This is a genomic window from Streptomyces sp. AHA2, assembly GCF_036857595.1.
Lineage (GTDB): Bacteria > Actinomycetota > Actinomycetes > Streptomycetales > Streptomycetaceae > Streptomyces.
In genome coordinates this window covers 325556-350819 of record NZ_JAUQWJ010000008.1, presented here as the reverse complement: position 1 = coordinate 350819, position 25264 = coordinate 325556, and the positions used below count along the sequence as shown (strand labels likewise).

Below are 25264 nucleotides of genomic sequence, written 5' to 3'. Positions count from 1 at the left end.
GTCGCGGCGGCCGGGAGCGCGGGACCGGGAGGCTCTGGGTCTGCCGGAGGGGTCCGGCGTGCCCGGCGGAGGGGACTTGGACCTGCCGGAGCGGTCCGACGTGCTGGCGCGGCCGGACGCGGACCCGTCGCGGCGGCCGGGAGCGCGGGACCGGGAGGATCTGGGTCTGCCGGAGGGGTCCGGCGTGCCCGGCGGAGGGGACTTGGACCTGCCGGAGCGGTCCGACGTGCCGGACCGCCGGGCCCGGGAACTGTCGGGCACACCGGACGGGCCGGGCCCGCGGGGCGTCGACGCGGGCACCGCATCCGAGGCGATCGATGCCCCGGCGCTCCGGGAGACCGACCCCGCTCCGTACGCGGACGGCCCGGCCACGCCCGCGCCCTCCACGGCCCCGGCCCACGCCGGGTCACGTGACCCGGAGTACCCCGACACCAGGAGCACCGCCACCGCCCCGGAGCACCCCCGTCCCCACGACCCGGAAGGCCCCGGCACCCGAGGCCCCACTCCCGCCCCGGCCTACGCCCGCCCCCGCGACCCGCAATCCCCGGCCCCCGGTCGCACCGCCCCCCGTCCGCCGTACGCCGCGCGCGCCACCTCGGCGCCCGCGACGCCCCGGTCCTCCGGGCGGTCTCCGTCCGCCGGGTCGTCCGGCGCCGGCTCGCGCCGTTCCATGGCCGCCCCGGATCGCGACGGCGACCTCCGCCGTACCTTCCCGCCCTTCCCGCCCCGGGAGGGTGAGACGTTCGCCGCGAGCTGGTGGGGCAACGCCTGGGTGTCCGCGCTCGAACAGGGCGCGTTGGACAGCAAGCGGCTGGAGCGCGGCCGCGGGTACGCCGAGCACGGGAACGTCGACGCCATCACGGTGACGCCCGGTCTCGTCCTGGCGTACGTGCAGGGCAGCCGCCCGCGCCCGTACCGCGTCCAGGTCCGCCTGCGCACGCTCGGCGGCGCCGACTGGGACCGCTTCCTGGACGCCGCCGCCGACCGCCCGGGCCACATCGCGGCGCTGCTCGACAAGGAGATGCCCCAGTCCCTGGCCGACTGCGGCGCCCCGCTGCTGCCCGGCCCCGGCGACCTGGAGCCGCACTGCAGCTGCCCCGACCGCGGCCACCCCTGCAAGCACGCCGCCGCCCTCTGCTACCAGACGGCCCGGCTGCTCGACGCGGATCCCTTCGTCCTGCTCCTGCTGCGCGGACGGGGCGAGCGCGAGTTGCTCGACGCGCTGTCCCGGCTGAGCGCCACCCGGGCCGCGCGCGCCGCCCAGGACAAGGAACCGGCGCCGGCACCGGGCGTGCGGGCCACCGAGGTACTCGCGGCCGGTGCCCGTCCGCCGCTGCCCGCACCGCTGCCCGTGCCCCCGCACCCGGAGCAGCCCCCGGCGTACCCCGCCTCCCCGGGCGGTCCGGACCCCTTCGCGCTGGACCAGCTCGCCACGGACGCCGCCGCCCGGGCGCACGCCCTGCTCACCACCGGCCGCGACCCCGTCGGCGAACTGACCTTCTGGCAGGACGCGGTCCGTCTGGCAGCGGCCCGCCCCGGCTCGGGACTCACCGCGGGCAGCCGTGCGCTGTACGCGTCCCTCGCCTCGGCGGCCGGCCGCTCCGTCGCCGACCTGGCCCGCGCGGTCGCCGCCTGGCGGCAGGGCGGACCGGAAGGGCTGGCCGTGCTGGAGGAACCGTGGGACCCGCCGGCCGGCCGCTTCGACCGGGCCCGGCCGCTGCTCCTCGCCGCGGACCTGCCCGCCTTCCGCCCCTGGCGCAACCACCTGACCCACCCCCGCGGCCACATCCAGCTCCGCCTGGGCCGCGACGGCCTGTGGTACGCCTACGAGTCCGAGCCCGGCCGCGAGGACTGGTGGCCCAGAGGCACCCCCGACCTGGACCCGGTGGGAGCCCTGACGGGCCTGGGCGCACCGGGCGACGTCTGACGGCCACCCGGCCCGCACACCGGTCGGCCCCGACGCCCACGCCCGACAGCCCGGCAGCCCGGCAGACCGGCGGACCGGCGGACCGGAAAGGCCCGCCCCGCCCACCCGCCGCCCCGCCGGCGCCCCGTCTACGATCGGACCGCCCGCAATCCTCCGCCGAAGAAGGGCTCAACGACCGTGACGGACAAGCGCGTTGTCATCGTGACCGGTGCGGGTTCCGGCATCGGGGCGGCCACCGCCCGGCTGTTGCGGGACGAGGGCCACGAGGTCGTGGTCTCCGGGCGCCGGGCCGAACCGCTGCGCCGGCTCGCCGAGGAGACGGGCGTCCTGGCGTACCCGTCGGACGTGGGCGATCCCGAGGCCGCCGACGGTCTGGTCCGCGCCGCGCTCGACACCCACGGGCGGGTCGACGGACTGGTGCTCAACGCCGGCATCGGACGCGGCGGCACGGTCGGGCAGCTGTCGATGACGGACTGGGACGAGGTGATGCGCACCAACGTCACCGGCCCGCTGCTGCTCCTGCGCGCGGCGATCCCGCACCTGCTGGACTCACGGGGAGCGGTCGTCGCCGTCGCCTCGGTCTCGGCCCTCCTCAACGGGCCGGGCAACACCCCGTACGCGGTCTCCAAGGCGGCCCTGCTGCAGCTGTGCCGTTCCGTCGCCGTGGACCACGGCCGCGACGGGGTGCGGGCCAACATCGTGTGCCCGAGCTGGGTCAGGACCGAGATGGCCGACCGGCGCATGGCACGTTTCGCCGAGGAGGCGGACCTGGGGGAGGGCGGCATCGAGGCGGCCTACCGGGAGGCGACCAGGCCCCTGCCCCTCGGCCGCCCCGGTGAGCCCCGCGAAGTGGCCCGGGCGATCGCCTGGTTGCTCTCCCCGGCGGCGTCCTACGTCAACGGCGCCGTGCTCACCGTCGACGGAGGGGCGACGGCCCTCGACCCGGGGACCCTGGCCTTCGACTACGCCCTCACCCCGCGCACCGGTACCGGCGGCTGACCGCACCCGTCGCGGATGCGCTCGTCGCGGACGACACCGTGCCGCCGCGGCCCTCGTGGCACGATGTGGCCGGTCCGCACACAGGCCCCCGCTGCCGGGGCCACGGCGAGAGATGAGAGGCTCGGAAGGGTGAGCGCGACACCACCGAACACCCTGCAATACCGCTGTGACGGGCCGGAGGACGCCCCCGTCCTCATCCTCGGCCCCTCGCTCGGCACGACCTGGCACAGGTTGTAGAGACCGTCTATGGGCGTCCACGTCAGTCCATGGTGGGTGCGTAATAGCAGGTCAAGGCGTCGCGGTCCGGAGGGGTCGGCGTAGATGGTGACAGGCACGTGACAGCGCCGGTGATAGAGGCACACCCGCTGGGCAGCACCCTGGGGGGACCTCTGCCCGGGTCTACGAGACGAAGCTGCACCGGAACGTTCCGGTGCAGCTTCGTCATGCGACCAGCTGCGCCGACGCGCACGATGCGGTTGGCGCCTTAGGCGTCTGTGCGCCTGTGACGCTTTCGGGGGCGCGCCTGATTTGCGATCGCACCTTGCCCACTCGTCCGTAAGAGAGGTACGCGCTCCTCCTGGAACGGCTGGTCATGTGGGGGCGGGAGCAATTAGGCGGATCGACTAGCTAGGGCTTGTAGGTTGCACTACCTGATAGACAGCCCCGGGCCCACACATCGGATCGATCGCGGTACGCCCCGTGCCCGTCAACCGCAGCCGTTCCTTCTGTGAATGCTGTGAGGCTGAACAGCAGTGCCTGTCCAGTTAGTTGATGTACGACCGGGGCGACGCTGGCGACGGCGGCCGCGGTTACCGGGCCGCCGTGGGCGAGGGCGTTGCGGACCAGCCGCAACCGACCCAGAGTTCGCGTCCATCTGTTCTCCAGCTCCGTATACCAGGCGCGCACTCCTTCAGGGGTAGAGATCCGGCGGGCTGCGGCAGCGGTGCGGCGATGCTGCAGGGTGTGTTCCGGTAGAGCTGCTGCCAACACAGGAAGTGCGGAAATCACCTCGGCCATGTCGACGCTGGATTCCCAACTGCCATGACGCAGTAGCTTGTCATGGATCGTTATGACCGCTTCCTGCTCCTGAGGGCTCCACCAGTGAACGTCATCGCGCGCATGCCACACCACATGGAATAGCTCGGTTGACATGGAGCGCCGGACCCATCCGTTTTTGTGGTAGGCGTCGAGATACCCGTACCAGGTGTCTCCAAGCCCGCACATCATCCCTGCAACGGTCTCCAGGATGCGTACGTCCAGCAGTACTGAGGCGTACGGGGGTTGCACGCCGGAGGCTTTCCACCAGCCGATGGCGTCAACCACACCGGACAGGTCTGCAAGCCCAGACGACAAGTGTGGAGCTATGCGCGGTGCCATCTCGGATAGGCGTCTGGCAGTTATGTCCAGCGGCCCGTATGGCATTTGGGCTTCGATGTCCTCATCGAGCAGACGAAACACCTCCCAGCCGCAAGTACCATCGGCGGAATGGATGTAGCCGTTGTAGAGCTCCCAGCCATGCCGGTCTTTGGGGAATGCGGCCGCCAGAACCAGAGACTGCACCAGGACCCGGGAGTCGGCCGCCGCATCGGCCCGGGCTCCGGAACCCAAATCGACTCTGGCTATTACCACGTCCTTCCCATCAGGCAGCATTTCCGCGGGAAAGAAGCTGTCGTCGGCCGTTGCCTCGGCAGGTAGATCGCTCTTGAATGGCCCGTCATTGAGCAGATTCCCACGCAGCCATTCGCCGTCGTACAACGTGACGGGACCATACTCCTCGACCATCTTGCTGATGGCCGCCCGTCTGAACGCGTGCCACACCACGTGATGGGCTGTGAGGGGCCCGGCCGCCACCAACCGCTCGCACAGATCGGCACGCGCCTGCGCGCTCCACCCGGCCGCAGAACCCACACTGTCTCTCAACGGAGCAATGACGTCGAGATCGCCCAGCCGCATCTGAGCCCGTTGCACAGACACTGCATCATCGCGCATCACCCCGGACAACTGGCGGCACAACCGATCGGCCTGATGCTGTGAGCGCTGCAACAACACCTGCAGCAGTGCCTGGCGCCCGTCGAGTGCGTCAAAGCCAGCACTGTCACGCACCGATCCCAGCAAGTCCCGCCATGCCGCGGGCAGCAACTGCCCACTATCCGCCTGCGTGAGCAGCTCATCGGCCAGCCGTGCCGTCTTGGCGATGCGGTCCGTGGCGCTGGCGTTCGGCGGCGTCGCCAGTGCGGCAAGGAGATCCGAGAGCCGAGGCTCCAGCTGCTGGCGTACCGCCGGGCCCAATTGGCTGGCAGCATGCGTGAGATCGGCAATGGTTGCTTGCCAAGGCTGCCGCTGACGCCCTGTGTAGGGTCCGTCGCCAGCCCGCGCACGCAGCTGCTCCAGCGCATCCGGCCAGTTCAACTCCTCCTGCGAGGCGTCGATCTTGCTGCCTCGCAGGGTTTGCGCTACCTCATCAGCCCACGTCCGACCAGCGCGCGTCTCACCCTCACTCATGGACGCAGTCTGTCACCGCTGTTCAGCAGCTGGCTCACTGCGATCGCCCAGGTACAGCGAACTGAGATCTCACACATCGATGCGCAGCTGGGGACGGGCCGACAGGACGCGGGGCGTGTTCAGGATGCGCAGCCTCATGTAGCCGCTGCGCGCGTCTCGGCTCACGCGACGACGGCAGCGACGAGGACGCCAAGCCACCCACATGACGTTGCGCACGCTCGCCGAGCGCATCAAACAGCTCACGGCGCAGATCAATGAGCTGAACCAACGCCTGACCCGGCTCGTCGAACACCGTGCCCCACAGCTTCTCGTACTGGTGGGCGTCGGCCCGGACAGCGCAGTCACTCTCCTGATCACCATGGGAGACAACCCCAAGCGACTGAACACCCAGGCGTCCTTCGCCGCCCTTTGCGGAGTCAGCCCCATCGAATATTCCTCCGGCCGGCGGAGCACACGCCGGCTCAACTACAGCGGCGACCGCCAGGCCAACGCCGCCCTGCACCGCATCGTCTTCACCCGGCTACGTCACGACCCACGCACCCAGGCGTACTACGAACGCTGCACCCAGGAGGGCAAGACCCGCCGTGAGATCATCCGATGCCTCAAGCGATACGCAGCCCGCGAGGTCTTCAACCCGGTCAGACCGGTTCCCCGCCCCCCACGTTATAGGGGCGTCCCTTCGACATGTCCGGCTCGCCGGCATGATCAGGCCGCGCCCACTTGGCTCGTGTCTCGCAGCAGCATTGCCCGTAATCAAGGAAGCGCGTCTCCAGGATCATCGGGGCGGTGGCCGTGAACGCGGTACACGAGCTCGTCCGGGTGGCGCATGACCCTGGCCAGTCGCCACGCCGCGTCATACGGCCTGCGGCCGCGCTCCCGGGACCACAGGCGTAGGGCGAGCAGACTGGTGAGCGGGTCAAGCAGCCAGCGCAGTAAGGAGGTCTTCACTGCTCATCCTCCGCTGCTAAAGGGACGGTTGCTGGGGACGGCGCCACGGGCTCTGCATCGCCGGACGGTGACGGCCAGGGGAATCCGTCGGCCCAACCCATCTGCTCGAAGAGCGTGCGGGCCGTGGCCATGAACCGCGCCTGCCGTCCCGGCACGTCGTCCAATCGCTCCCAGACGTAGAGGAGGGTGTGGGCGAGCCGCTCGGCTTGGGTGCGCTCGGTGACCGACGTCCCCACCAAAGGGTGGATCGTGTCCCTGAACGATGCCCAGTTGAGGGCCGACAGGTCGTCCAGATGTTGCTCCAGCCACCAGAGGCGGGCGCTGTCCCCGTCGGTGCACACGGTCCTAGCCAGCTCCTGCCGACGCAACCGGTCCTGCGCGAGCTGGAGTTCAACATCGCGCAGGGCGTTCTGGTGCCTCTGGGCCTGGTCGGCGTCCTGCTGGGGGAGCAGCAGGGTGAGTCGTGCCCTGAGCCAGAGGCCGGGATAGCCGTCGGGGCTGTGCCACGGCGAGACCGCCAGGGTGAGCCTCTGCTGAGCGCATTCCAGTTCCTCGGGCTGGTGCTCCCCGGCGATGCCGCGGCCGAGTTCGTCCAGGGCCAGGCGGGCCGCCGCTCGCGCGGCGACCCCGTGGTGGGTCCCGGTCGCCCTGGGCGGGATCTGATGGGTGAGAGTGCCGCGCGCCAGGAAGCGGACGCCCGGCAGGCAGGTGGGCCAGTACGCCGTGAACCGGCCGACCCGCCGTCTCCACCACGGACCGGGACGATCGGTCATGCCTCCGACGCTTTCCGGACGAGGCTGTAGTGCTGCATGGCGTGGCCGAGGATGTCCCGCCAGAACGGCCGGACTACCGCTCCGTCGGCCACCAGGAGCCGGTCGAGCCGCAACCGCAGCCGCGGCGGGGCGAAGACCTCCGCAAGCACGGCGATCAGCGTGTCCCTCTGGTCGGCGTCGTGCTCGAACCGCTCCTGCCACCGGGTTAGTTGGTCGAGTACGGCGTCCACTGCGTCGTTGGTGGACAGCAGCGTCTGCCAGGCACGCACGAAGTGCTCCCTGCTGGACGCGTCGCGGGCTGAGACGAGGACCAGGTCCGTACCCGTGTCACTGGAGACGAGTGCGAGGAAGGCCCCCAAAGCCTGGCGGTGCGCCTTTCCCTCGGCCTCGACCCCATGCTTCTTCAACCACTGCACGACCGTCTTGTCCACGAGGCCAGGAGCGTGCCGGACGAGCTCCCGGAAGGCGTCGACCAGCTTCTCGGCGCCGAACTCCTTTCCGCCCGCTGCCTTGCCCAGGCGGGTGAGGGCGAGCGCCGGCTGCTCAAGGCCCCAGGGCCCGCCACAGACGTCGATGACCAGATCGACCTTCTCGGCGTTGTTGGACTCTGCCCAGTTGAGGAGTCGGTCCCGGACGTAGCGGCCGAGTTCGGCGTCGGTTGCGGCCTTTGTGAGCGCCTCGACGGCCAAGATACGCCGAGGGCCGGTGAGCCCCGTCGCGAGAGCGTCGAGCACCTTCCTGTCGTGCCGACGTACCGCCAGGTGCAGGAGGGATTCGCTTGCCAGACGGGCGTCGTCCTCCGGGACGGACCGATTCGCGGCGACACCGACCGCCCACGTCGTCAGCAGGTCATGCTGGGTGGGGAACTCGTCCCACAGATGACGCAGGATGGCAGCAGGCAGCCCCTGACACGTGCGGTCGTGGTGGGCACGTTCGCCGACGGGCTCGATCTCGGCTGCTTGGAGCCGACGGGACGACGTCGCGTCGGTGAGCACATCGGCCGGCCCGCGGGCCTGGCCCAGCGAGGCGAGTAGGTCGTCGGACGCGCGGACGATGGAACCGCGCCGCCCTCCGTCGAGCAGCGCCCCCGCCCACACCGTGACCCGAGTGGACAGCAACGACGGACTCCCGTCCACCGCACCGCGCTTGTTGAGCAGCTTCTCTACCGTGGTATGCCAGTCCCCGAAACGGTCCACCGCTTCCTTGAGCTGTTCCCTGCCGTTGACCGCACTGAGGAGTACGGCCAGTCGGCACGCCTCACGGGCGGACGGGTCGGCTTCCCAGATCGGGGAAAGTTTTTCGTCCGTCAGCCAGGCCAGCCGGTCCCCGTGACCGTGCGCGTCGAGCTCGGCCTCGACCAGGCGCCGCGCACCGGGGGGCTCCAGCCGTACGGCGACGTCGCCAGTGGCATCCGCCCATGCGCCCTGCCAGTCGCCCGGGGTGGCGAGCACGACCAGAAAAGATTCCTGTTTACGCAGCGCCGCTCCATGACGGACCAAGTCTTGGCCGAAGCGGGCGGGCGGCTCGTCCGGGAGGTCGGAGAGGTCGAGCAGGTAGCCCGTCGCCGAGCGCACCGGCAGGCACTGGGTCCCGGGCTTGGTCCACTCCGGTTCCAGGTCGAACAGCTCCGGCTCCTGCGGTCCCGCCGTATGGCGCAGGAGCCGTACCGCCGCGGTCCGCCGGCCGCTGCCAGCGGGGGCGCACAGCACCACGACGCCGTGCGCTTCGAGGATCTTGGCGGCGTCGGGCAGACGGTTCGGTTCCCGGGGCTCGACGAAGCGCCCGTCTTCGCTCGCACGGTAAGCGGGGTCGCGGCCGTCGATGGGCAGGGGGTGAACGTAGTCACCGTTCAGGTGTACGGCGTAGTGGACCGCCTGGACGCTGTGGTCGCCGTATTGGTGGAACTCCGACGCGTTCGACGGCGGCGCGCCGGCCGGATCCTCGTGCGCTTTGGGCCCCACCGGATCGATTCCGTGGTACGTCGGGTCGGGTGCTTCGCTGCTGAGGTCGCTCATTGCCGCCCCCGCTTGTCGTAGAAGTTGTAGCCCTGCTTGCCGTGCTCGCCGTACTGGTTGAAAGTCACCGCGCCGGGACCCGCCGGAGCCGTGGGCGCCGACGCCACGAGCGCCTCGGCTCCCGGCTCCTCCTCACCCCCCGCCGTTGTGGACGGCTCGAAGATGTCCGGGTCCGCGAGCCCCCAGTCGAAGCCCGGGAGGTGCAGATAGGCAGGCTGCTCGAACTTCTTCACCCTCACCAGATGCCGGTGGAAGTGCGCCGGCAATACGTCGTCGTTGACACAGCCGCTGTCGAAGACGTCCTCGTACACCCGCTGGGAGACGATCACGGCGGTGTTGGTGATCTCGGGATGGCCACGTTCGAGCACCGCCCGCAGCGCCTTGTCGTCCAGGAGTCGGTGGGTGTGCACCATGGGCACGCCCAGACCGCTTTGAGGCAACGGGCCGACGTGGATGCTGACTCGCAGCTGCAGGGGTTTGAGGTGGGGGTTCTCGGCCCGCCGACGGGAGAGCGCCTGGCGCAGTGCGTCGGGAAAGTGCCCCACCAGCGCGGGCAGGACCTCGGGGTCCATGCCGGCGACGTAGCCATCGCCCGTGTGCTGGCCGAACACGCGCCGTTCCCAGTGCGCGCTGACGTTGCTAGCGCTCAGCGCCTGGGCCAGCAGAGGTGGGATGTCGGCGTTGACTCGCTGCATCCCTTTGCTGTCGAGTGATCCGAAGTCCCTGGCGTCGACGGCCAGCACGGCCCGGTAGGGCCACAACGGCTCCCATGACGGCAGCATGCGCGCTCCTCTCGTAGCTCTCCCCGCCCATGCGGTGGGGAGAGCACCACCCTTTTTGAGGAGCGGGGAGCCGACCGTCCAGCGCTGGACGGTATGGGCGTGCCGCACGTCACATCACAGGAGCTCGGCGCGGCGGTCGGTCGCCGTCACCCATCCCGTCGTCCTGGGCTGCGGCTCTCAGCAGGGCAGGATCTCTGACAACGAGCCGCCGACGGCCGAGCGTGACAATGCCGTCGGACTGGAGACGCGCGAGGGCGGCAAACGCTGATGACCGGCTCATGCCCGCCATCGTGGCCAAGTCCTCTCTGGGTATGCCGAGTTCGACGACAAGGCCACCACTCCTGTCGCGGTGACCGACCTCGTCCGCGAGATAGACGACCACCCGTGCCAGGCGCGCCGGCGGCGGCAGATGAGCAAGGTCGGCGCGCAGACGCTCCTGGCTGTTCAGCCGTTCCACGCTCAGCCGGTACACGACCGGCTCCAGGCGATGCCGGGTCACGAATCCACGGAAGGCGTGTGCGGCCATGACGACCCCGGTACAGGGGCGTACCGCGGTTACGGTCGCTGAACGCGGCCGCTCGAGCAGCACGCCCATCTCGCCGAGGACTTCGCCGGGGCCGCGAAGCATTAACGTCAGACGGTCCCCGGCCTCATTGCCCTGCACCACCTTGACGAGACCATCGATCAGCGCGATCACACCGTCGGGCGACTCGCCCTGTGCCAGGAGCACCGCCTCGCTCCGGTAGGTGCGCCGATGCCCGCGTTCGAGGAAGTCGCGCCATACCTCAGGAGAGACGAGGGAGAGGAAGTTCACCGTGACACCTCCTCGCCCTCACGCGAAGACGGTGGCCACGGCGAAGCAGCCGCAGCCCGCGACTGCCAGGACGAGAGAGCACTGCACCCGGCGGTGTTTAGCCCAGGCGATCTCGCTCATCACCACCACCTGCCGGGTAAGCGAAGGCAGTGGGTCTGTGTTCCGCAGCGCGCTCTCCAGTGCGGCGGGTTCCATGAGCCGCAGGTGTCCGAAGTAGAGGAAGTCGCCATCCGGGTCTGGCCCTCGCCGCTCCTTGCCGAGTCGGGGAGAAACAGCCCATGCGGCACAACAGGCACCCGCCATGATGAGCACGATGCCGAGCCACAACAGCGCCTGCGACGCGGCGGACTCGAACTCGCCTACCGCCCGCTGGGAACTCGCCAGCAGACTCAGTACGGCCAGCGTGGTGGACTGCAGGGTCAAGGCGAGCGCGGCTTTCGAATCCGCCTTGGCCGTTGCATCCGCGACGGCCAACTGGATCTTCCATGCTGTTTCGGTCGGCTCGGTCGGCTCGGTCGGCTCGGTCGGCTCGGTCGGCACGGTGGCATCCCCCCGGGTGCAGCGAGTAGTACTCACTGGTGCTGCGCTGAAGGCTGCGCAGGCAAGACCGTCCTAAAACGTACGGCGGATATCTTGGCCTGAACACGTGGGGAGCGGGCGATCCGGGTACGCGAGGTGGGCCGGAAGATCAGAGCTTCCGCCGGGCGATGGACTCGGAATTCCGCCAGCCATGAGTAACCACCCGGCCTCCGACAGCCGGAGGGCCCTGTAGCGGCCCGGAGCACTCATTGGAGCCTGATCCCTCGGGTCGTTTACCGCTCCGCTCCATGGCCCTCTTTTGCTCAACGGGTGGCCCACCCGCCGTGGCCGCGACGCCCGCATGTTAGGGGCGTCAGTGAGTCGGCGACGCTCCGCAGAGTGTTTGGTGGGGCTCGCCGCCACTAGCTCGGCGCCGATGGCATCAGGTACGGGCATCGTTGTACTCCGGCTCCCCGCTTTCGAGTACGCGGAGCAGGGACGCCGTAACGACGCGCGAGCTTCGTCCAATGCGAAGCACGCGGCACGGGAACCTCCCCCTGCGGATCAGCTCGTACCCCTTCGCTCGCGAAAATCCAAGCGCTCTTGAGGCGTCCTCCACGCTCCCTGTTCCGTGCCACGTGGCACGAATGTGCGCGGGACTGTATTTGGCGTTCGCAGGCTCGCTCTCCTGTATGTGCATCGACTTCTTTCGTCTCGGCGAGTGGCGGTTTGTGCCGGGCATGCAGTGCGCAGGCCACGCGTGCCTGGTAGATCTCAATTGTCTGCGGAGCTGCCGGTTTGGCTAACCGGCGTTTCGCTGCTATGTTCCCTCGGCCTGCACCCAGCGGCCGTTGATCCATGGCGCCCCGGGCGTTAGCAGCGGGAATCGTCTCTGCTGGTGGTGGTCAGGAAGAAGGCGATGGGGCGGTGGTGCGTCGGCGCTCTGCCTCCACCGCGCGCCGCAGGGCCTCTAGCTTGAGCGGCAGCAGCTGGGGCGGCCCGTCGTACCGCAGCCGGCCGACCCGGTACGAGGTGACCAGCCCGTTCTCCTCCAGCGGCATCCCCGGGGGTCGGATCACCGTGGTGCCCTGGTCATCGAGGACGCCGTCGTGGTTCATCCAGTGAGACCCACAGCCACGAGGTGCCGGAAGCGCATTGCACCAGGTTTCTTGCGCACGTCCAGCCAGTGTTCCAGCGCGGCCTGGGTCAATGCCGAGGTCTCGACGCACTCCCCCTCGATGGCGCCGCCACCCTGGGGGCGCCGCTCGACGTACACCCTGGCGTTGCCCTCGCCCAGGTCCGTGGTGCGCAGCTCGGCCGACGCCGGCCGTGCTCGGTGCCGAGCCAGTTCCGGAAGTAGAGGTCTGAGGCTGATCCTTTGGAGTGGACACCCTGACAATGGATCTTGATGGTCCAGGGAGGGATGTCCAGGTGGGACGCAAGTCTCCGTATCCGGAGGAGTTCCGGAAGGACGCCGTCGCGCTCTACCGCGCCGCGGCGGGCAAGCGGACGTACGCGGCGGTGGCCGCGGATCTCGGCATCACCGCGGAGTCGCTGCGGACGTGGGTCCGTAAGGCCGAAACCGAGGCCGTGCCCGGACGCCGTGCCGCGGGCGGGAGCGAGGCTGAGGAGCTGGCCCGGCTGCGGGCGGAGAACGCCCGGCTGCTCAAGGCCGAGAAGGAGTGGCACCTGGAGCGCGAGATCCTGCGCCGGGCAGCCGCCTATTTCGCCCGGGAGGTGAAGTGAGACCCCGCCGCTGGGACTTCATCTCCGACAACCGAGCCGACTTCGGCGTCAAGCGGATCTGCCGTGTGTTCGGGGCGTCCCGCGCCGGCTACTACCGGCACCTGGCCACCGAGCCCGCCCGCGCCGAGCGCCAGGCCGAGGAGAAGCGGACCGTGGCCGAGATTCGTGCCATCCATGCCGAGCATCATGGCGCCTACGGCGCTCCGCGCGTCCATGCCGAGCTGCGGGCGAGGGGACGGAGGATCAACTGCAAGCGCGTCACCCGGCTGATGCGGATCAACCACATCGTCGGCCGGCACCTGCGGAAGAAGAAGCGGACGACGATCGCTGACCACACGGCGCCGCCCGCGCCGGACCTGGTCATGCGCGACTTCACCGCGGACACGCTGGACACCAGGTGGTGCGGCGACATCACCTACATAGCCGTCGGGACGACCTGGCTCTACCTCGCCACGGTGATCGACATCTGCTCGAGGAGGGTGGTGGGCTGGTCGATCGCCGATCACATGCGCACCTCCCTGGTCACCGACGCGATCGAGATGGCTGTGGCCACCCGCGGCGGCCGGGTCCACGGCGTTGTCTTCCACACCGACAGGGGCGCCCTCCATCGGGGTGCTGGTGCGGCCGCCTTACGGGGGAGAGTCAGCCGATCGCTTGGTGCCGGACACGGCAGCCGGGGTGTGGGAGGAACACGGCTGCCGGTTCCGGGCCTTCACATCAGTTGCCGTCTGCGCCCGAGCCAGGTCTGGGCGATTACCACGAGGGCGAGGAAAGCGCCGCTGACGACGAGCTGGTAGGACGAGTCCAGGGAACCGATCTGGTTGATGACGTTCTGGATGACCTTGAGGAGTAGTACCCCGACCAGTGAGCCGCTGACATAACCGAGCCCGCCCGTGAGCAGGGTGCCACCGATGACGACGGCGGAGATGGCGTCCAGCTCCATGCCGTTGCCGAGAATGGTGACGCCGGAAGCGAGCCAGGCGGCGTTCAGCGCGCCTGCCAGGCTGGCAAGGATGCCGGACAGGGTATAGACAAGGATCTTGGTGACAGCGATGGGAGCGCCCATCAACGCGGCGGCATCCTCGTTGCCGCCGACCGCGTATACATGTTGCCCGAAGCGGGTGCGGCGCAGCACCACGGCTCCACCGACGAACAGGGCGAGCATCAGCCACACCGGGTTGCCGATTCCCAGGGTGCTGCCTTGGCCGATTTCGGCGAGGAATGCCTTGCAACAGGCAACCGACGACCGCAGGGCACGCTTGAACGTGACGGGGGAGACCCCGCCACGCTCAAGCAACCTCAGACGTTCTGTCGACTCACCCCGCCCAGGGGTTCTCGATCGCCCAGGTGACGTCTTCGGCGAACAAGCTCCTGGTCTCGTAAGGCTCGGTGGAGCCCCCGTTGCCCGCAAGCCACAGTTCGGCCTGGTAATGGCGTAGGTACTTCTGCGGGTAGTTGTACGACCGGAAGGAGACGCCGTCCGCGGCGCCGCTCAGACCGGGCACCGCGCACCATGTAGCGTCCTCGCGGAAGAGCTGGGACCCATCCGGTGCCGCGCGCTTGACGCGCGATCCCGCGTGCCTTAGGTACTCGCCGGGGTGGTTGCGCGACTCCAGCGACACGCATGCCGGGTCCGCGAGGCCGGGGACGATCTTCCAGGTCGCGTCCTGCTTGAGCAGGTCCGAACTTCCCTCGTCGACCACTTCGGTGAAGCCCAGGGCGTCCTGGTGCCGTATGTAGCGGTTATCGAAGCCCGGTGTGGTGACCCGCAGGGAGCGGTGGACCTCTCGCGGGAGGTCGACCGATCCGCCCACTGGGTGGCCGTCGATGAGCGCGCGGTTGGCCGCCTTGACCCTGGCGGAGTCTACCTTGAGCTCGCGGCGGTCGTAGGTGTAGAAGCCGTTGGCCTCGTTCTCCACGTCGGTGATCTCGGTGTAGATCGCCTGGGACAGGCCCTGGGAGCGCTGGAGCTGCTGCACGGCGGCCGTCAGGCCCACGTAGCGGTCGGTGAGTTCCTGCTCGTCGTCGACCATCTCGTAGCCGAAGCTGTTGCCGGGACTCCACTCGTGGCCCGGTTTGACCAGGCCGAGGCCGCCGTACTCGCCCAGAGCGGAGATCCGGGTGTCGCTGGGCGGGGTGGGCCGGCCGGGTCCGACGTAGATGTGGGAGTCCACGATGTCGCCGTTGCCGGTGTCGTGCCAGCCGGAGGCGCCGGTCACCAGCCGGGACGGGTCCCACTCTTTGACCATGTCCGTGATGCGCGCGCCGTCGTACTGGCCCCAGCCCTCGTTGAACGGGACCCAGTTGATGACGGAGGGGAAGCTGCGGTGCTGGTCGATCATTTCGCGCAGCTCGTGCTCGAACTGCGTACGGGCGTCCGGCAACGGGCCGTGGGCCATGGCGGGCATGTCCTGGATGACCATCAGGCCGAGCCGGTCGGCCCAGTAGTACCAGCGGTCGGGCTCGACCTTGACGTGCTTGCGCACGGTGTTGAAGCCGAGGTCCTTGTGCGCCTGGAGGTCGAAGCGCAGCGCCTCGTCGGTGGGCGCGGTGTAGATGCCGTCCGGCCAGTAGCCCTGGTCCAGGGTGCCCTGCTGGAAGACCGGCTCGCCGTTGAGGACCGGGCGCAGCACGCCGTCGACCTTGGCTTTGCCGATGGTGCGCATGCCGAAGTATCCGGTGACGCGGTCCTGCTCGCCGCCCTGCTCCAGGGTCACCTCGAGGTCGTAGAGGTATGGGTCGTCGGGACTCCACAGGTGCGGGTCGGGTACGGGTACCTGGATCGGCTCGCCCGGTGCGCCGGTGGCCGTGCCCACGACCCGGTCGCCGTCGCGGGCGGTCACCCGCACCGTGGCGCCGTCCACGCCGGCGGCGTGGACGGTGACCTTGAGGCGCTCACCGGCGACGTCCGGCTCGGTGTCCAGCCGGGTGACGTGCGCGGTCGGCGTCGGCTCCAGCCAGACGGTCTGCCAGATGCCGGACGCGGAGGTGTAGAAGATGCCTCCGGGGCTGTTGCGCTGCTTGCCGACGGCCTGCTGACCCGAGTCCGTCGGGTCGTGGACGCCCACGATCAGCTCGTTCTCGCCGGCGTGCAGGGCGTCGGTGACGTCCAGGGTGAAGCTGTCGTAGCCGCCGGTGTGGGCGCCCGCCTCGGTACCGTTGACCCAGACGTGGGCCTGCCAGTCGACGGCGCCGAAGTTCAGCTGGACCCGCTGGCCCTGCCACTCCTCAGGGACGGTGAAGGCGCGGCGGTACCACATGCGGTCGTGGCTCTCCTGGATGCCGGACAGCGCCGACTCTTCGGGGAACGGCACCAGGATGTCCCGGTCGAGGGTTCGGCCGAACGGCGGTTCCTCTCCCTGTTCAGCGGGTTCCCACTCCCAGGTGCCGTTGAGGTTCTTCCAGTCCTCCCGTACCAGCTGCGGGCGGGGGTACTCGGGCAGAGCGTTGTCGGGGGACACCTCGGCTGTCCACGGGGTGGTCAGTGCGGCCGCGGCGGCGGTACCGGCGCGCGGCCGGGCCTGCGCTATGTCACCGCCGACGGGCAGCAGTGCGATCAGCAGGGCACATACCAGCAGGGTCTCTACCAGTGTCCGTCGTCTGGACAGAGGTGGAGAGGCGGTGGGCGCAAGGGGGCTCACACGGACTCCAAAGGGGGAAGGGTGAAGGGCCGAGGCCCGCTTTCGGGTCAGGAGGTCAGGCGGAAGGTGGCGTCGGCGCGGCCGGTCGCGTCGGTGACTGGTTCGAGACGGAGTTGGAAGTCGCGGTGCCGCAGGTAGCGGTCCGGGTAGTTGTAGGACCGGAACGAGCTCCACGAGGCGTCGGCCAGGCCGTCCTCCTGCCGGAAGGTCGCGTCCTCGGCGAACAGCCTGGAGCCGTCGTCACGTTCCAGGGAGAAGCCGAAGTCCGAGTGCCGCAGGTAGTAGCCCGGGTAGTTCTGCGACTCGAACGAGACGTGCCTGGCGGAGTGGTCAGCGAGCCCCGGCACCAGCCGGAACTGAGCGTCCTCGGCGGGCTTGACGTCCGCATCGAGGCGTACGCCGAAGTCGGCGTGCCGCACGTACCGGCCCTGGTAGTTGAACGACTGCAGGCGGTGGACCGGTCTGTGCGGCCACTCGGTGAGTGTTCGCTTCTCCTCCGCCTTGGTCAGGTTGAGGATGGAGCCGTGGCGCTTGTGTGTGCCGCCCAGGTGGTAGTCGTCGATCCGGACGAAGTTTCGGGTGCTGCCGAGATCCGCCGACGCGAGCGGCATGTAGCCGCGGCCGGTGGCGTACTGGTCGAGCCAGAGTGACCATTCGTTGCTGTCATTGGACTTCGCCCACATCGGCCCTTCGACGTCGCTGCCGGTGAGCCCCATGTGGGACAGGTCGCCGAGCCGGGTCCAGTCGCCGAGGATCGAGTCGCCGGCCTCGATGGTGAGCTGGCCGTCGCCCGAGGCCCGGTAATAGCGCCATCCGCCGGCGCTGTCCGGCACCTCGATGATCTGTGTGTCGATGATGCCCTGGTCCCCGGGGCGGTCGATGTAGATCTCCGGTGTGGTGATGCTGCGGAAGTCGCTGGTGCGTGCGTACCAGATGCGGCCCTTCTTCAGCCCGTCGACCGTGGAGTTCGTCGTCCAGTAGACGACGTAGTCATCCGTGGCGGGATCGTAGATCGCCTCTGGGGCCCATGCGTTGCCGGCATCGGGGATGTCACCGGCCACGTCGAGGAGCCGCGGTTTCGACCAGTTCACCAGGTCGCTGGACTCCCACACGACGATCGAGGTGCTACCCCGGTTCGCCGCGTCGCCCCACGAGGTACCGCTGCCGATGTGCAGGTCGGTGGCGATGATCCAATACCGGTCGCCCTTGGGAGAGCGGATGAGGGCGGGGTCGCGGACCCCGCGTGTGCCAACCGTCGAGCGCAGTACGGGGCGGCCGTCGTTGAGGTCGTTCCAGTGCCGCCCGTCGTCGCTGTGGGAGAGGTAGATCTGCTCGCCGTCGGCGTGCTCGCCCGTGAAGTGGGCCATCAGGTAGCCGGTGTACTTCTCCTGGGCGCTCGCGGTCCGCTGCCCGGCCACCTGGAACGACGCGGCCAGTAGAAGGACGGCCGCAAGCAGGTAGCCGACGCGGGGAAGGGTGTGTCTCATGTGATCCGTTGCCTCCTTCGAAGGAAGGACCAGATGGAGTCGATGCAGACCAGAGGCGGGACGACGGGGCGAGCCGAGTAGTCGGCGTTGAAGTGCGGGCGGCCGACGCCGATTTCGCGGTGCACTCCGTTCCCACCGGGGGCGGTGAACGAGCGGCAGGTCGCTCGACACCGAGTGATACCGCGTCCTTGGCACCGTGGCCTGTCCTTGGGCAGGATCACCCCTCGCGTCTACTCCGGAACGTCAAGGAGGATCGGCGGGTGGCGTGGGCGACGCGGTAGTCCTCGCTGCGGGGGTTGTCCTACGCCTACCTGAAGCAGGAGGCGCCGTCGCGCTGGACGACGAAGCTTGTTTCTCCGGCCGTCGCAGTTGCCGGCCACGATCCTCTTCTCAACAACCGCGTCGGTGAACGGCCTGGGCGGGCAGGAGTGGCGGCCAGGGCGACCGCCAAGGAGCGGCGTAAAGGTGCGTGGTCAGGCATCAGGCATGCCTCCATACGAGGAAGGACGATGCATGTTCACTTCTGCTGTGGCATGTGGCCTTTTGCCTGAGCCCAGTCGCGAGGCGGAAACGTGTCTCAAATCGGGCAATGTTCATGATCCAAGCAAACGACCCGCTCTTGACCCCCCAAGTGTCGACAACGGTCACCAAAAGTCAACCTGTCTCGTCAAATCTGTTCACTGCGACGAGAGTTGGGCTCGAGATGCGCGAGACGGTCCAACGGGCTGTGTGTAAAGGATTGACAGCCTTCATGCGTTGGGTTTTGGTGTTAGACGCACAGAGTCAAACATCCCGTGCGAGGTCGCCATCCAGTTGTCCACCCCGGGATCGAGATCAAAGCTGTCATGGCCAAGCCAAATATCGCGCGCTCCCAAGGGGCGGCGCACCAACGCTGGCTGCTGGCATCTGGTGACAGTCAAGGTGCTTGCGTCTCGGCGCTCTCCTCACACTCTCGGAGGCATCGTGCACTTCCATGCAAGATCCCGCCAGCGGTTTCTGCGCCGCTCGCTGCCCCCCTTGCTCACGGCCGCGGTCGTGTTGGGGCTCCCCGCAGGCGCCGGAGCTGCGGCCGCGGGCACCGCGCAGCAGAGTCCCGGCAAGGTGGCCGGGCAGGCTGCCGAGGTCCACGGGCTCAAGGGCGAGTACTACACCCACTCCGCCCCCGGGACCTTCGACTTCGGTGAGCTGAAGGCGACCGGCTTCGACCCGTCGCTCGACTTCGAGAGCCTGGAGTCGCGGATAGCGATGCGCACCGGTCAGTCCGACAACGCCAGTGTCCGTTGGACCGGAGGGTTGACCCCGGAGGTGTCCGGCGAGCACTCCTTCCACGTCAGCGGGGACAACGGCTTCCGCCTCTGGGTGGACGACAAGCTGGTCATCGACCACTGGGTCGATGACTGGGACAACGAGCAGACCTCACAGCCCGTGACCCTGGTGGCGGGCCGCACCTACGACCTGAAGGTGGAATACTTCGAAAACCACGGCGGCTCAAACTTCCACCTGGACTGGACCCCGCCGGGCGGCGAGAAGACCGCCGTGCCGCAGTCCGCGTACTCGCTCCCCGAGGGTTTCGACTACAACGGCCCCGCCGACGCCACCGTACAGCCCGACGGCCGGACCGTGGCCGTCGACTTCGACCAGCAGCTCGCCGCTCCTCCCGCGGAGTTCGACGAGCATCTGCAGGCCATCATCGGCGGAATGAAGTGGCCGCTCGGCGACGCTGGCCTCGACCCGGCAGACCCCTCCCGGCTGATCATTCAGCTGGATGAGCCGGTTGTGGGCAAGGGCGGCTCCGCCGATGTGCGCTACGACGGACAGGGCGGCCTGACCGCCACCGATGGCACGGACATCGGCGAGTTCCTGACGTCGGGGGCGAACGACTCGGAGTACCAGCTGCGCACCAAGTGGGCCGACGACGTCGATCCCGCGGCACCACACCCGGAGTACCCGCGGCCGCAGATGACCCGCGAGGACTGGCAGAGCCTCAACGGCCAGTGGCAGTTCGCCGGCGCCGAGGAGGGCGAGCGCCCGCCCATCGGCCGTGAACTGGACGAGAAGATCACCGTGCCCTACCCGGTCGAGTCGCAGCTCTCCGGCATCGGACGGCACGAGGACCGCATGTGGTACAAGCGCACCTTCACCGTGCCCAAGGACTGGAAGGTCGGCAAGCGCGGCGAGCGGTTGCAGCTGAACTTCGACGCGGTCGACTGGAAGGCCGACGTCTGGCTCAACGGCAACCAGGTCGCCTCCCACAAGGGCGGCTACGACCGCTTCAGCACCGACGTCACCTCCGCCCTGAAGCGCCACGGCAAGCAGGAACTCATCGTCGGCGTCTACGACCCGACCGACTCTGCCGACGGCGAGAACCCGCCGATGGGCAAGCAGCGGCTGTCCCCCGGCAACATCTTCTACACCTCCTCCTCCGGCATCTGGCAGTCCGTCTGGATGGAGCCGGTGCCCACCCACCGCGCCGAGGACCTGAAGATCACCCCCGACGTGGCCGGCGAGCAGGCCGCGGTCGAGGTACGCGGCGTCCGCGACGGGCTGCCGGTCACCGCCACCGCGTACGAGGGTGACCGCGAGGTCGGCACTGCCACCGGCACCACCGGCGAACCCCTCAACGTCCCTGTACCCGACCCCCACCTGTGGTCCCCGGACGACCCGCACCTGTACGACCTGAAGGTCACCATCGGCGAAGGAGCCTCCGCCGACCGGGTCAACGGTTACTTCGGCATGCGCACCATCGGCCTCGAGACCGTTGACGGCAAGCCGCGGATGGTGCTCAACGGCGAGCCTGTGTTCTCCATGGCCACCCTCGATCAGGGCTTCTGGCCCGACGGCCTGCACACCGCACCGACCGACGAGGCCCTGAAGTACGACCTCGAGATGCACAAGGCGATGGGCTACAACTCCGTGCGCAAGCACATCAAGGTCGAGCCGGACCGGTGGTTCTACCACGCCGACAAGCTGGGACTGCTGGTGTGGCAGGACATGCCGTCGATGAACGCCATCGTGCCCTCGCAGGACTCCCGCACCCAGTACGAACACGAACTCAAGGAGATGATCGAACAGCACGACAGCCACCCCTCAGTCATCATGTGGGTGACCTTCAACGAAGGCTGGGGTCAGTACGACACAGCCCGCGTGGCCGACTACGCCAAGGAACTCGATCCCACCCGTCTGGTCAACAACATGAGCGGCATCAACTGCTGCGGCTCCATCGACGGCGGGAACGGCGACATCGCCGACGCACACAGCTATCCCATCCCGGTGCTGCCCGAACCTGACGGAAAGCGCGCACTGGTCACCGGCGAATACGGCGGCCTCGGACTCGCCATCCCCGGCCACACCTACCCGCTGAGCTTCAGCTACATCAACGTCGACCCTGAGGGCTACACCGACGAATACCTGGCCAAGCTCGACAACGTCGAGCAACTCGCCGCCTGTGACGGCAGCAGCGGTGCCGTCTACACCCAGATCACCGATGTGGAGGGCGAACTGAACGGCCTCCTCTCCTACGACCGTAAGGTCATCAAGGCCGACGTGGAGCGCCTCAAGGCTGCCCACGAAGCGCTCATCGAGGGAGCCGCCGACGGCACCCTCACCTGCAACGCCTCCTGACACAACACCAGCCCGCCCCGGGGCAACCAGCCCCGGGGTGGGCTGCCGCCTGCATGGTCGGAGCCCGCTGTCTGTGGGAGGACTACAGAACCACAAGTCACCTCTGGCGCCGCACCCCCGCCAAGCTGGCTCGGCGGTGGACGTCCCACCACTGCCGGGCCTCTCAGTCGCTGACGGTGCGCAGCCAAGGCCCTTGCGACGGCGTGAGCCAGCACATCTCCTCTCGTCCTTGTCGATGCCGGCGGCGCGGAGTCGGGAACGAAGTCCGGGTTCTCGAACGCGCCCCACCGTTCGTTTCCTCCGACGCATCAGTCGTGCGGCCGCAGTTCAATGCTTCTTCGGGGTGTTTGTGCTGTCCCTGGCCACGAGGGTGGTCGCCAGTTCCACCCGGCGGCTCTCCAACTCTTCGCCGTTGATCAGTCTGAGCAGGGTGCGCAAGGCGCTGCCGCCCATCTCCTTGAGCGGCTGGCGCACGGTGGTCAGTGCGGGAGAGACCCAGCGGGCCTCGGGCAGGTCGTCGAAGCCGATCACACTGACGTCGTCGGGTACCCGCAGGCCGGCCTCTGTCAATGCCTCGTACCCACCGATGGCCATGTGGTCGGAGCAGATGAACAAGGCGGTCGGTGGTTCGGGCAGCGCGATGAGCGCCCGGACCTGCTCGGCGCCGCTGGCGCGTTCGTAGGTGCCGTGCCGCATCAGCTCCGGCGGCACCTCGATGCCCGCGGCGGCCATCGCCGAGCGGTAACCGGCGATGCGGGCACGGGAATAGAGGTGGTCGGGCGGACCCGTCACCAAGGCGATGCGGCGGTGGCCCAGGTTCAGAAGGTGGGTGGTCGCCTCGTAGGCGCCGGCCCAGTTCGTCGTCCCCACGGACATCACCTCGGGCGAAGGATCGCTGAGCGGGTCGATGACGACGCACGGTACCTGCGCCCTCCGCAGCCGTGCCACCTGGTCCGCCGTCGGCTCGATCAGTCCCAGGACCACGCCGACGGTGCCGCGTTCCAGGATGCGGTCCACCCAGTCCCTGCCTGCCTGCCTGCCGCTGGGCGCGGTGGTGCGGGCCACGGAGATCGCCACGTGCACGCCGGCCTCGTACGCCGCCGCCTCCATGCCGCTGGCGACGCTGGCGGGCCACGAGCCGTCCAGCCCGCTCATCACCAGGTCGACGGTCCGGACAGCCGGTCCGTCGGCAGGGACGCCTCTGCGCACATACCTGTGCTCCCTCAGCGCCGAGTCCACCTTGGCGCGGGTGTCCGGCGAGACGTCCGTCCGGTCGTTGAGGACCTTCGAGACGGTGGACACCGACACGCCTGCTGTTTCGGCGATCTGGGCGAGGGTGGGGCGCGGCAGCCGGTTCGCCGCCTCGGTCCCGTTACCCGCCGACGTGACGTCATCCACCACTGTGCAGTCCTCTCGGTGTGACGGCCAGCGCCTCGCTCGCCGACGTCCAGGCACGCAGGCGTGCCGCTTCCGGTCCGGTGGCGGCCGCGCGCGCCTCCGTCAGGCCCTCCTCGAGCAGCGGCTCGATCCGGACTCGGTCGTCCGTCCGCGCGGAGGTCACGGCGGCTGCCACCATGGCGAGGCTGAGCACGTTTCCGTGCACCTCACCCGTGGGCGTGATGCCGGTGTGCAGTGCGCGGACGAACTCCGCCAGCGCGCCCGCCACTCCCTCCGGAGCATCCCCGTACCCGGCCTCACCTTCCGATCGAGGTACGCCAGCGCCGTCATGGAGCTCGACCTCGGGCGGGTGTTCGCCGTCCCAGGCGGCCGACCCCAGCTCGGCGCTGAGCCGCCAGGTCCCATTCCATGAGGTCTCCAGGCCGACGCTGCACCAACTGCCGTTGTACACGTAGCGGATGCCGCCGGTCATCTCGAAGACCGCCGTGGCGGCGGCGTCACCCGCGTACCAGCTCCAGGCGGGGTTGTACGCCTCGCAACGGACCGACACCGGGTCCGCGTCCAGCAGCCACCGGGCGGTGTCGAACGGGTGGATCGCCATGTCGAGGAGGAGCGGATGGGACATGGTCTCGCGGAAGCCGCCGAAACGCGGCGCCCTGAAGAAGTCGGTGGTGAGAATGCCGGGCCGGCCCAGCAGGCGCGCGCGGTCCCGGAAAGCGGCCGGGTGCCGGCCGTAACGGCGTGACTGACTGACCATGAACAACTCGCCCGTCGCCTCGGAAGCGGCGGCCAGTCGCAGCGCCTCGGCCACGGTCGCGGCCACCGGCTTCTCACCCAGGACCGGCAGCCCGAGGGCAAGTGCCTCCAGGGTCACGGGTTGATGGGCCTCGGGGACGGTCACGTTCACGACGGCGTCGGGTCGGGTGGCCGCCGCCGTCGCGGCCAGGTCGTGGCCGGTGACCGTGTCCGGTACGCCGGCCCGGCGCACGAGCGCCTCGGCCGTGGCGGGGACGAGGTCGACGACGCCCGCGAGTTCCGTGCCGGGCGAGGCAAGGATCGCCCGGAGCCAGCTGCGTGCCATGCGGCCGGCTCCCACGACCAGGACACGCACCGGACCGCGGTCCGGGTGCAGCGTCCTGAAGGTCGGGACCTTCATGCGGCGCCGCCTGGCTCGAACCAGCCGGGTTCGCTGTGGATCAGCCGTGGGGTCGACAGGTCGGTCCCGGGAGTCGCCCAGCGCACGGCGTTGGCGACGACGCGGCGGACGTGCGGATGGTGGTAGACGGGGTAGTCCTGGTCTCCGGGACTGAAGTAGAAGATCTTTCCGTGGCCGCGCCGGAAGGCGCAGCCACTGCGGAACACCTCGCCGCCGCTGAAGGAGCTGATGAAGACCAGTTCGTCGGGGTCGGGGATGTCGAAGAACTCCCCGTACATCTCCTGTTCGTCGATGACGAACGGGTGGGGCACGCCGGCCGCCACCGGATGGGCGGGGGCCACCGTCCAGACGACTTCGCGGTCGCGTTCACTGCGCCAGCGCAGCGTGCAGGTCGTGCCCATGAGCCGGGTGAAGATCTTCGACCAATGGCCCGAGTGCAGAACGATCAGGCCCATTCCGGCCAGCACCCGGCGGTGCACCCGGGTCACCACTTCGTCCGACACCTCGCGGTGCGCGAGGTGCCCCCACCAGGTCAGTACGTCCGTCCCGGCCAGTACATCCTCGGTCAGTCCGTGTTCGGGTTCGTCCAGTGTCGCGGTCCGTACCTCCGCCCCCTGGCCCAGGTGCTCGATGACGGCCTCCGCCACCGCGCCGTGCATGCCTTCCGGGTAGCGCGCGGCGACCTCGGGGTTCTGCCGTTCGTGCCGACCCTCGCTCCAGACGGTGACCCGCAAGGGGCGGCCCGGTGTGGCCGCTGACGACATGGCTTCTCCTCCCGATGAAGCGAGCGGCGAGGTGAGGGCGCCCCCACCTTTGGAATTGCTGGTCCACGGCCACGAAATTTGCGAAACATTCAGCAGTGAGGCCAGGCGGTCGACATGGACGCGATGAATAGACGTACGAAGACCGCGGTGGTGACGTCCTGGCCGACACCGG

The 25264-nt window shown here is 69.1% G+C and carries 16 protein-coding genes and 2 pseudogenes; 5 read left to right on the top strand and 13 right to left on the bottom strand.

The window, feature by feature from the left end; translation table 11 throughout:
• The first annotated feature begins 34 nt into the window (after nucleotides 1–34).
• The gene (locus Q5694_RS19410; RefSeq protein WP_333934433.1) at nucleotides 35–1927 is read left to right on the top strand and encodes an SWIM zinc finger family protein; all 1893 of its coding nucleotides are present in this window, start codon (nucleotides 35–37) and stop codon (nucleotides 1925–1927) included.
• A 177-nt stretch (nucleotides 1928–2104) separates the two neighbouring features.
• A complete protein-coding gene (locus Q5694_RS19405; RefSeq protein WP_333934404.1) occupies nucleotides 2105–2926 on the top strand; it encodes an SDR family NAD(P)-dependent oxidoreductase in 822 nt (273 codons plus the stop codon).
• A 627-nt stretch (nucleotides 2927–3553) separates the two neighbouring features.
• Here Q5694_RS19405 and Q5694_RS19400 read toward each other — a convergent pair.
• The gene (locus tag Q5694_RS19400; RefSeq protein ID WP_333934402.1) at nucleotides 3554–5428 is read right to left on the bottom strand and encodes a hypothetical protein; all 1875 of its coding nucleotides are present in this window, start codon (nucleotides 5426–5428) and stop codon (nucleotides 3554–3556) included.
• A gap of 202 nt (nucleotides 5429–5630) precedes the next feature.
• Between Q5694_RS19400 and Q5694_RS19395 the strand changes: the two genes are divergently transcribed.
• The gene (locus tag Q5694_RS19395) at nucleotides 5631–6224 is read left to right on the top strand and encodes a transposase (RefSeq protein ID WP_333934401.1); all 594 of its coding nucleotides are present in this window, start codon (nucleotides 5631–5633) and stop codon (nucleotides 6222–6224) included.
• Nucleotides 6225–6372: 148 nt separating this feature from the next.
• On the opposite strand, the gene Q5694_RS19390 is transcribed toward Q5694_RS19395, so the two are convergent.
• From Q5694_RS19390 to Q5694_RS19365, 6 genes are all read right to left on the bottom strand, one after another.
• Nucleotides 6373–7149 (bottom strand): hypothetical protein, encoded by a 777-nt coding sequence (locus Q5694_RS19390; RefSeq protein ID WP_333934400.1) that lies wholly within the window; start codon nucleotides 7147–7149, stop codon nucleotides 6373–6375.
• Entirely contained in the window at nucleotides 7146–9164 is a 2019-nt protein-coding gene (locus Q5694_RS19385; RefSeq protein WP_333934399.1) for a hypothetical protein, read from the bottom strand. Before Q5694_RS19385 ends, Q5694_RS19390 begins: the two co-directional genes overlap by 4 nt.
• Nucleotides 9161–9946, bottom strand: coding sequence for a hypothetical protein (locus tag Q5694_RS19380; RefSeq protein WP_333934397.1), 786 nt, complete (start codon nucleotides 9944–9946; stop codon nucleotides 9161–9163). Before Q5694_RS19380 ends, Q5694_RS19385 begins: the two co-directional genes overlap by 4 nt.
• Before the next feature lie 109 nt (nucleotides 9947–10055).
• A complete protein-coding gene (locus Q5694_RS19375) occupies nucleotides 10056–10760 on the bottom strand; it encodes a Crp/Fnr family transcriptional regulator (RefSeq protein ID WP_333934396.1) in 705 nt (234 codons plus the stop codon).
• An 18-nt stretch (nucleotides 10761–10778) separates the two neighbouring features.
• Complete coding sequence (locus Q5694_RS19370) at nucleotides 10779–11300, bottom strand: Pycsar system effector family protein (protein WP_333934395.1); 522 nt, start codon at nucleotides 11298–11300, stop codon at nucleotides 10779–10781.
• An 884-nt stretch (nucleotides 11301–12184) separates the two neighbouring features.
• Entirely contained in the window at nucleotides 12185–12397 is a 213-nt protein-coding gene (locus Q5694_RS19365; RefSeq protein ID WP_333934394.1) for a hypothetical protein, read from the bottom strand.
• A gap of 313 nt (nucleotides 12398–12710) precedes the next feature.
• Between Q5694_RS19365 and Q5694_RS19360 the strand changes: the two are divergent.
• Nucleotides 12711–13678, top strand: a pseudogene (locus Q5694_RS19360) (IS3 family transposase); the annotation flags it as partial.
• A 59-nt stretch (nucleotides 13679–13737) separates the two neighbouring features.
• On the opposite strand, the pseudogene Q5694_RS19355 reads toward Q5694_RS19360, so the two are convergent.
• The 3 genes and pseudogenes from Q5694_RS19355 to Q5694_RS19345 all read right to left on the bottom strand — a co-directional run.
• A pseudogene (locus Q5694_RS19355) lies at nucleotides 13738–14250 on the bottom strand (ABC transporter permease); the annotation flags it as partial.
• Nucleotides 14251–14341: 91 nt separating this feature from the next.
• Nucleotides 14342–16666: an AbfB domain-containing protein gene (locus Q5694_RS19350; RefSeq protein WP_443040901.1), complete on the bottom strand. Its 2325-nt coding sequence runs from the start codon at nucleotides 16664–16666 to the stop codon at nucleotides 14342–14344.
• A 47-nt stretch (nucleotides 16667–16713) separates the two neighbouring features.
• On the bottom strand, nucleotides 16714–18153 hold the full coding sequence (locus Q5694_RS19345) for a glycoside hydrolase family 43 protein (RefSeq protein WP_333934393.1): 1440 nt from the start codon (nucleotides 18151–18153) through the stop codon (nucleotides 16714–16716).
• A gap of 996 nt (nucleotides 18154–19149) precedes the next feature.
• Between Q5694_RS19345 and Q5694_RS19340 the strand changes: the two genes are divergently transcribed.
• On the top strand, nucleotides 19150–21774 hold the full coding sequence (locus Q5694_RS19340) for a PA14 domain-containing protein (RefSeq protein ID WP_443040903.1): 2625 nt from the start codon (nucleotides 19150–19152) through the stop codon (nucleotides 21772–21774).
• A gap of 327 nt (nucleotides 21775–22101) precedes the next feature.
• Here the strand turns inward: Q5694_RS19340 and Q5694_RS19335 are convergent, their stop codons facing one another.
• Genes Q5694_RS19335 through Q5694_RS19325 form a run of 3 tightly spaced genes read right to left on the bottom strand, consistent with a single transcriptional unit; the run spans nucleotide 22102 to nucleotide 25092 of the window.
• Nucleotides 22102–23124 (bottom strand): LacI family DNA-binding transcriptional regulator, encoded by a 1023-nt coding sequence (locus Q5694_RS19335; protein WP_333934431.1) that lies wholly within the window; start codon nucleotides 23122–23124, stop codon nucleotides 22102–22104.
• Between the two features lie 40 nt (nucleotides 23125–23164).
• A complete protein-coding gene (locus tag Q5694_RS19330) occupies nucleotides 23165–24328 on the bottom strand; it encodes a Gfo/Idh/MocA family protein (protein WP_333934390.1) in 1164 nt (387 codons plus the stop codon).
• Complete coding sequence (locus Q5694_RS19325; protein ID WP_333934389.1) at nucleotides 24325–25092, bottom strand: ThuA domain-containing protein; 768 nt, start codon at nucleotides 25090–25092, stop codon at nucleotides 24325–24327. The genes Q5694_RS19330 and Q5694_RS19325 overlap by 4 nt, the downstream gene beginning before the upstream one ends.
• Nucleotides 25093–25264 lie beyond the last annotated feature (172 nt).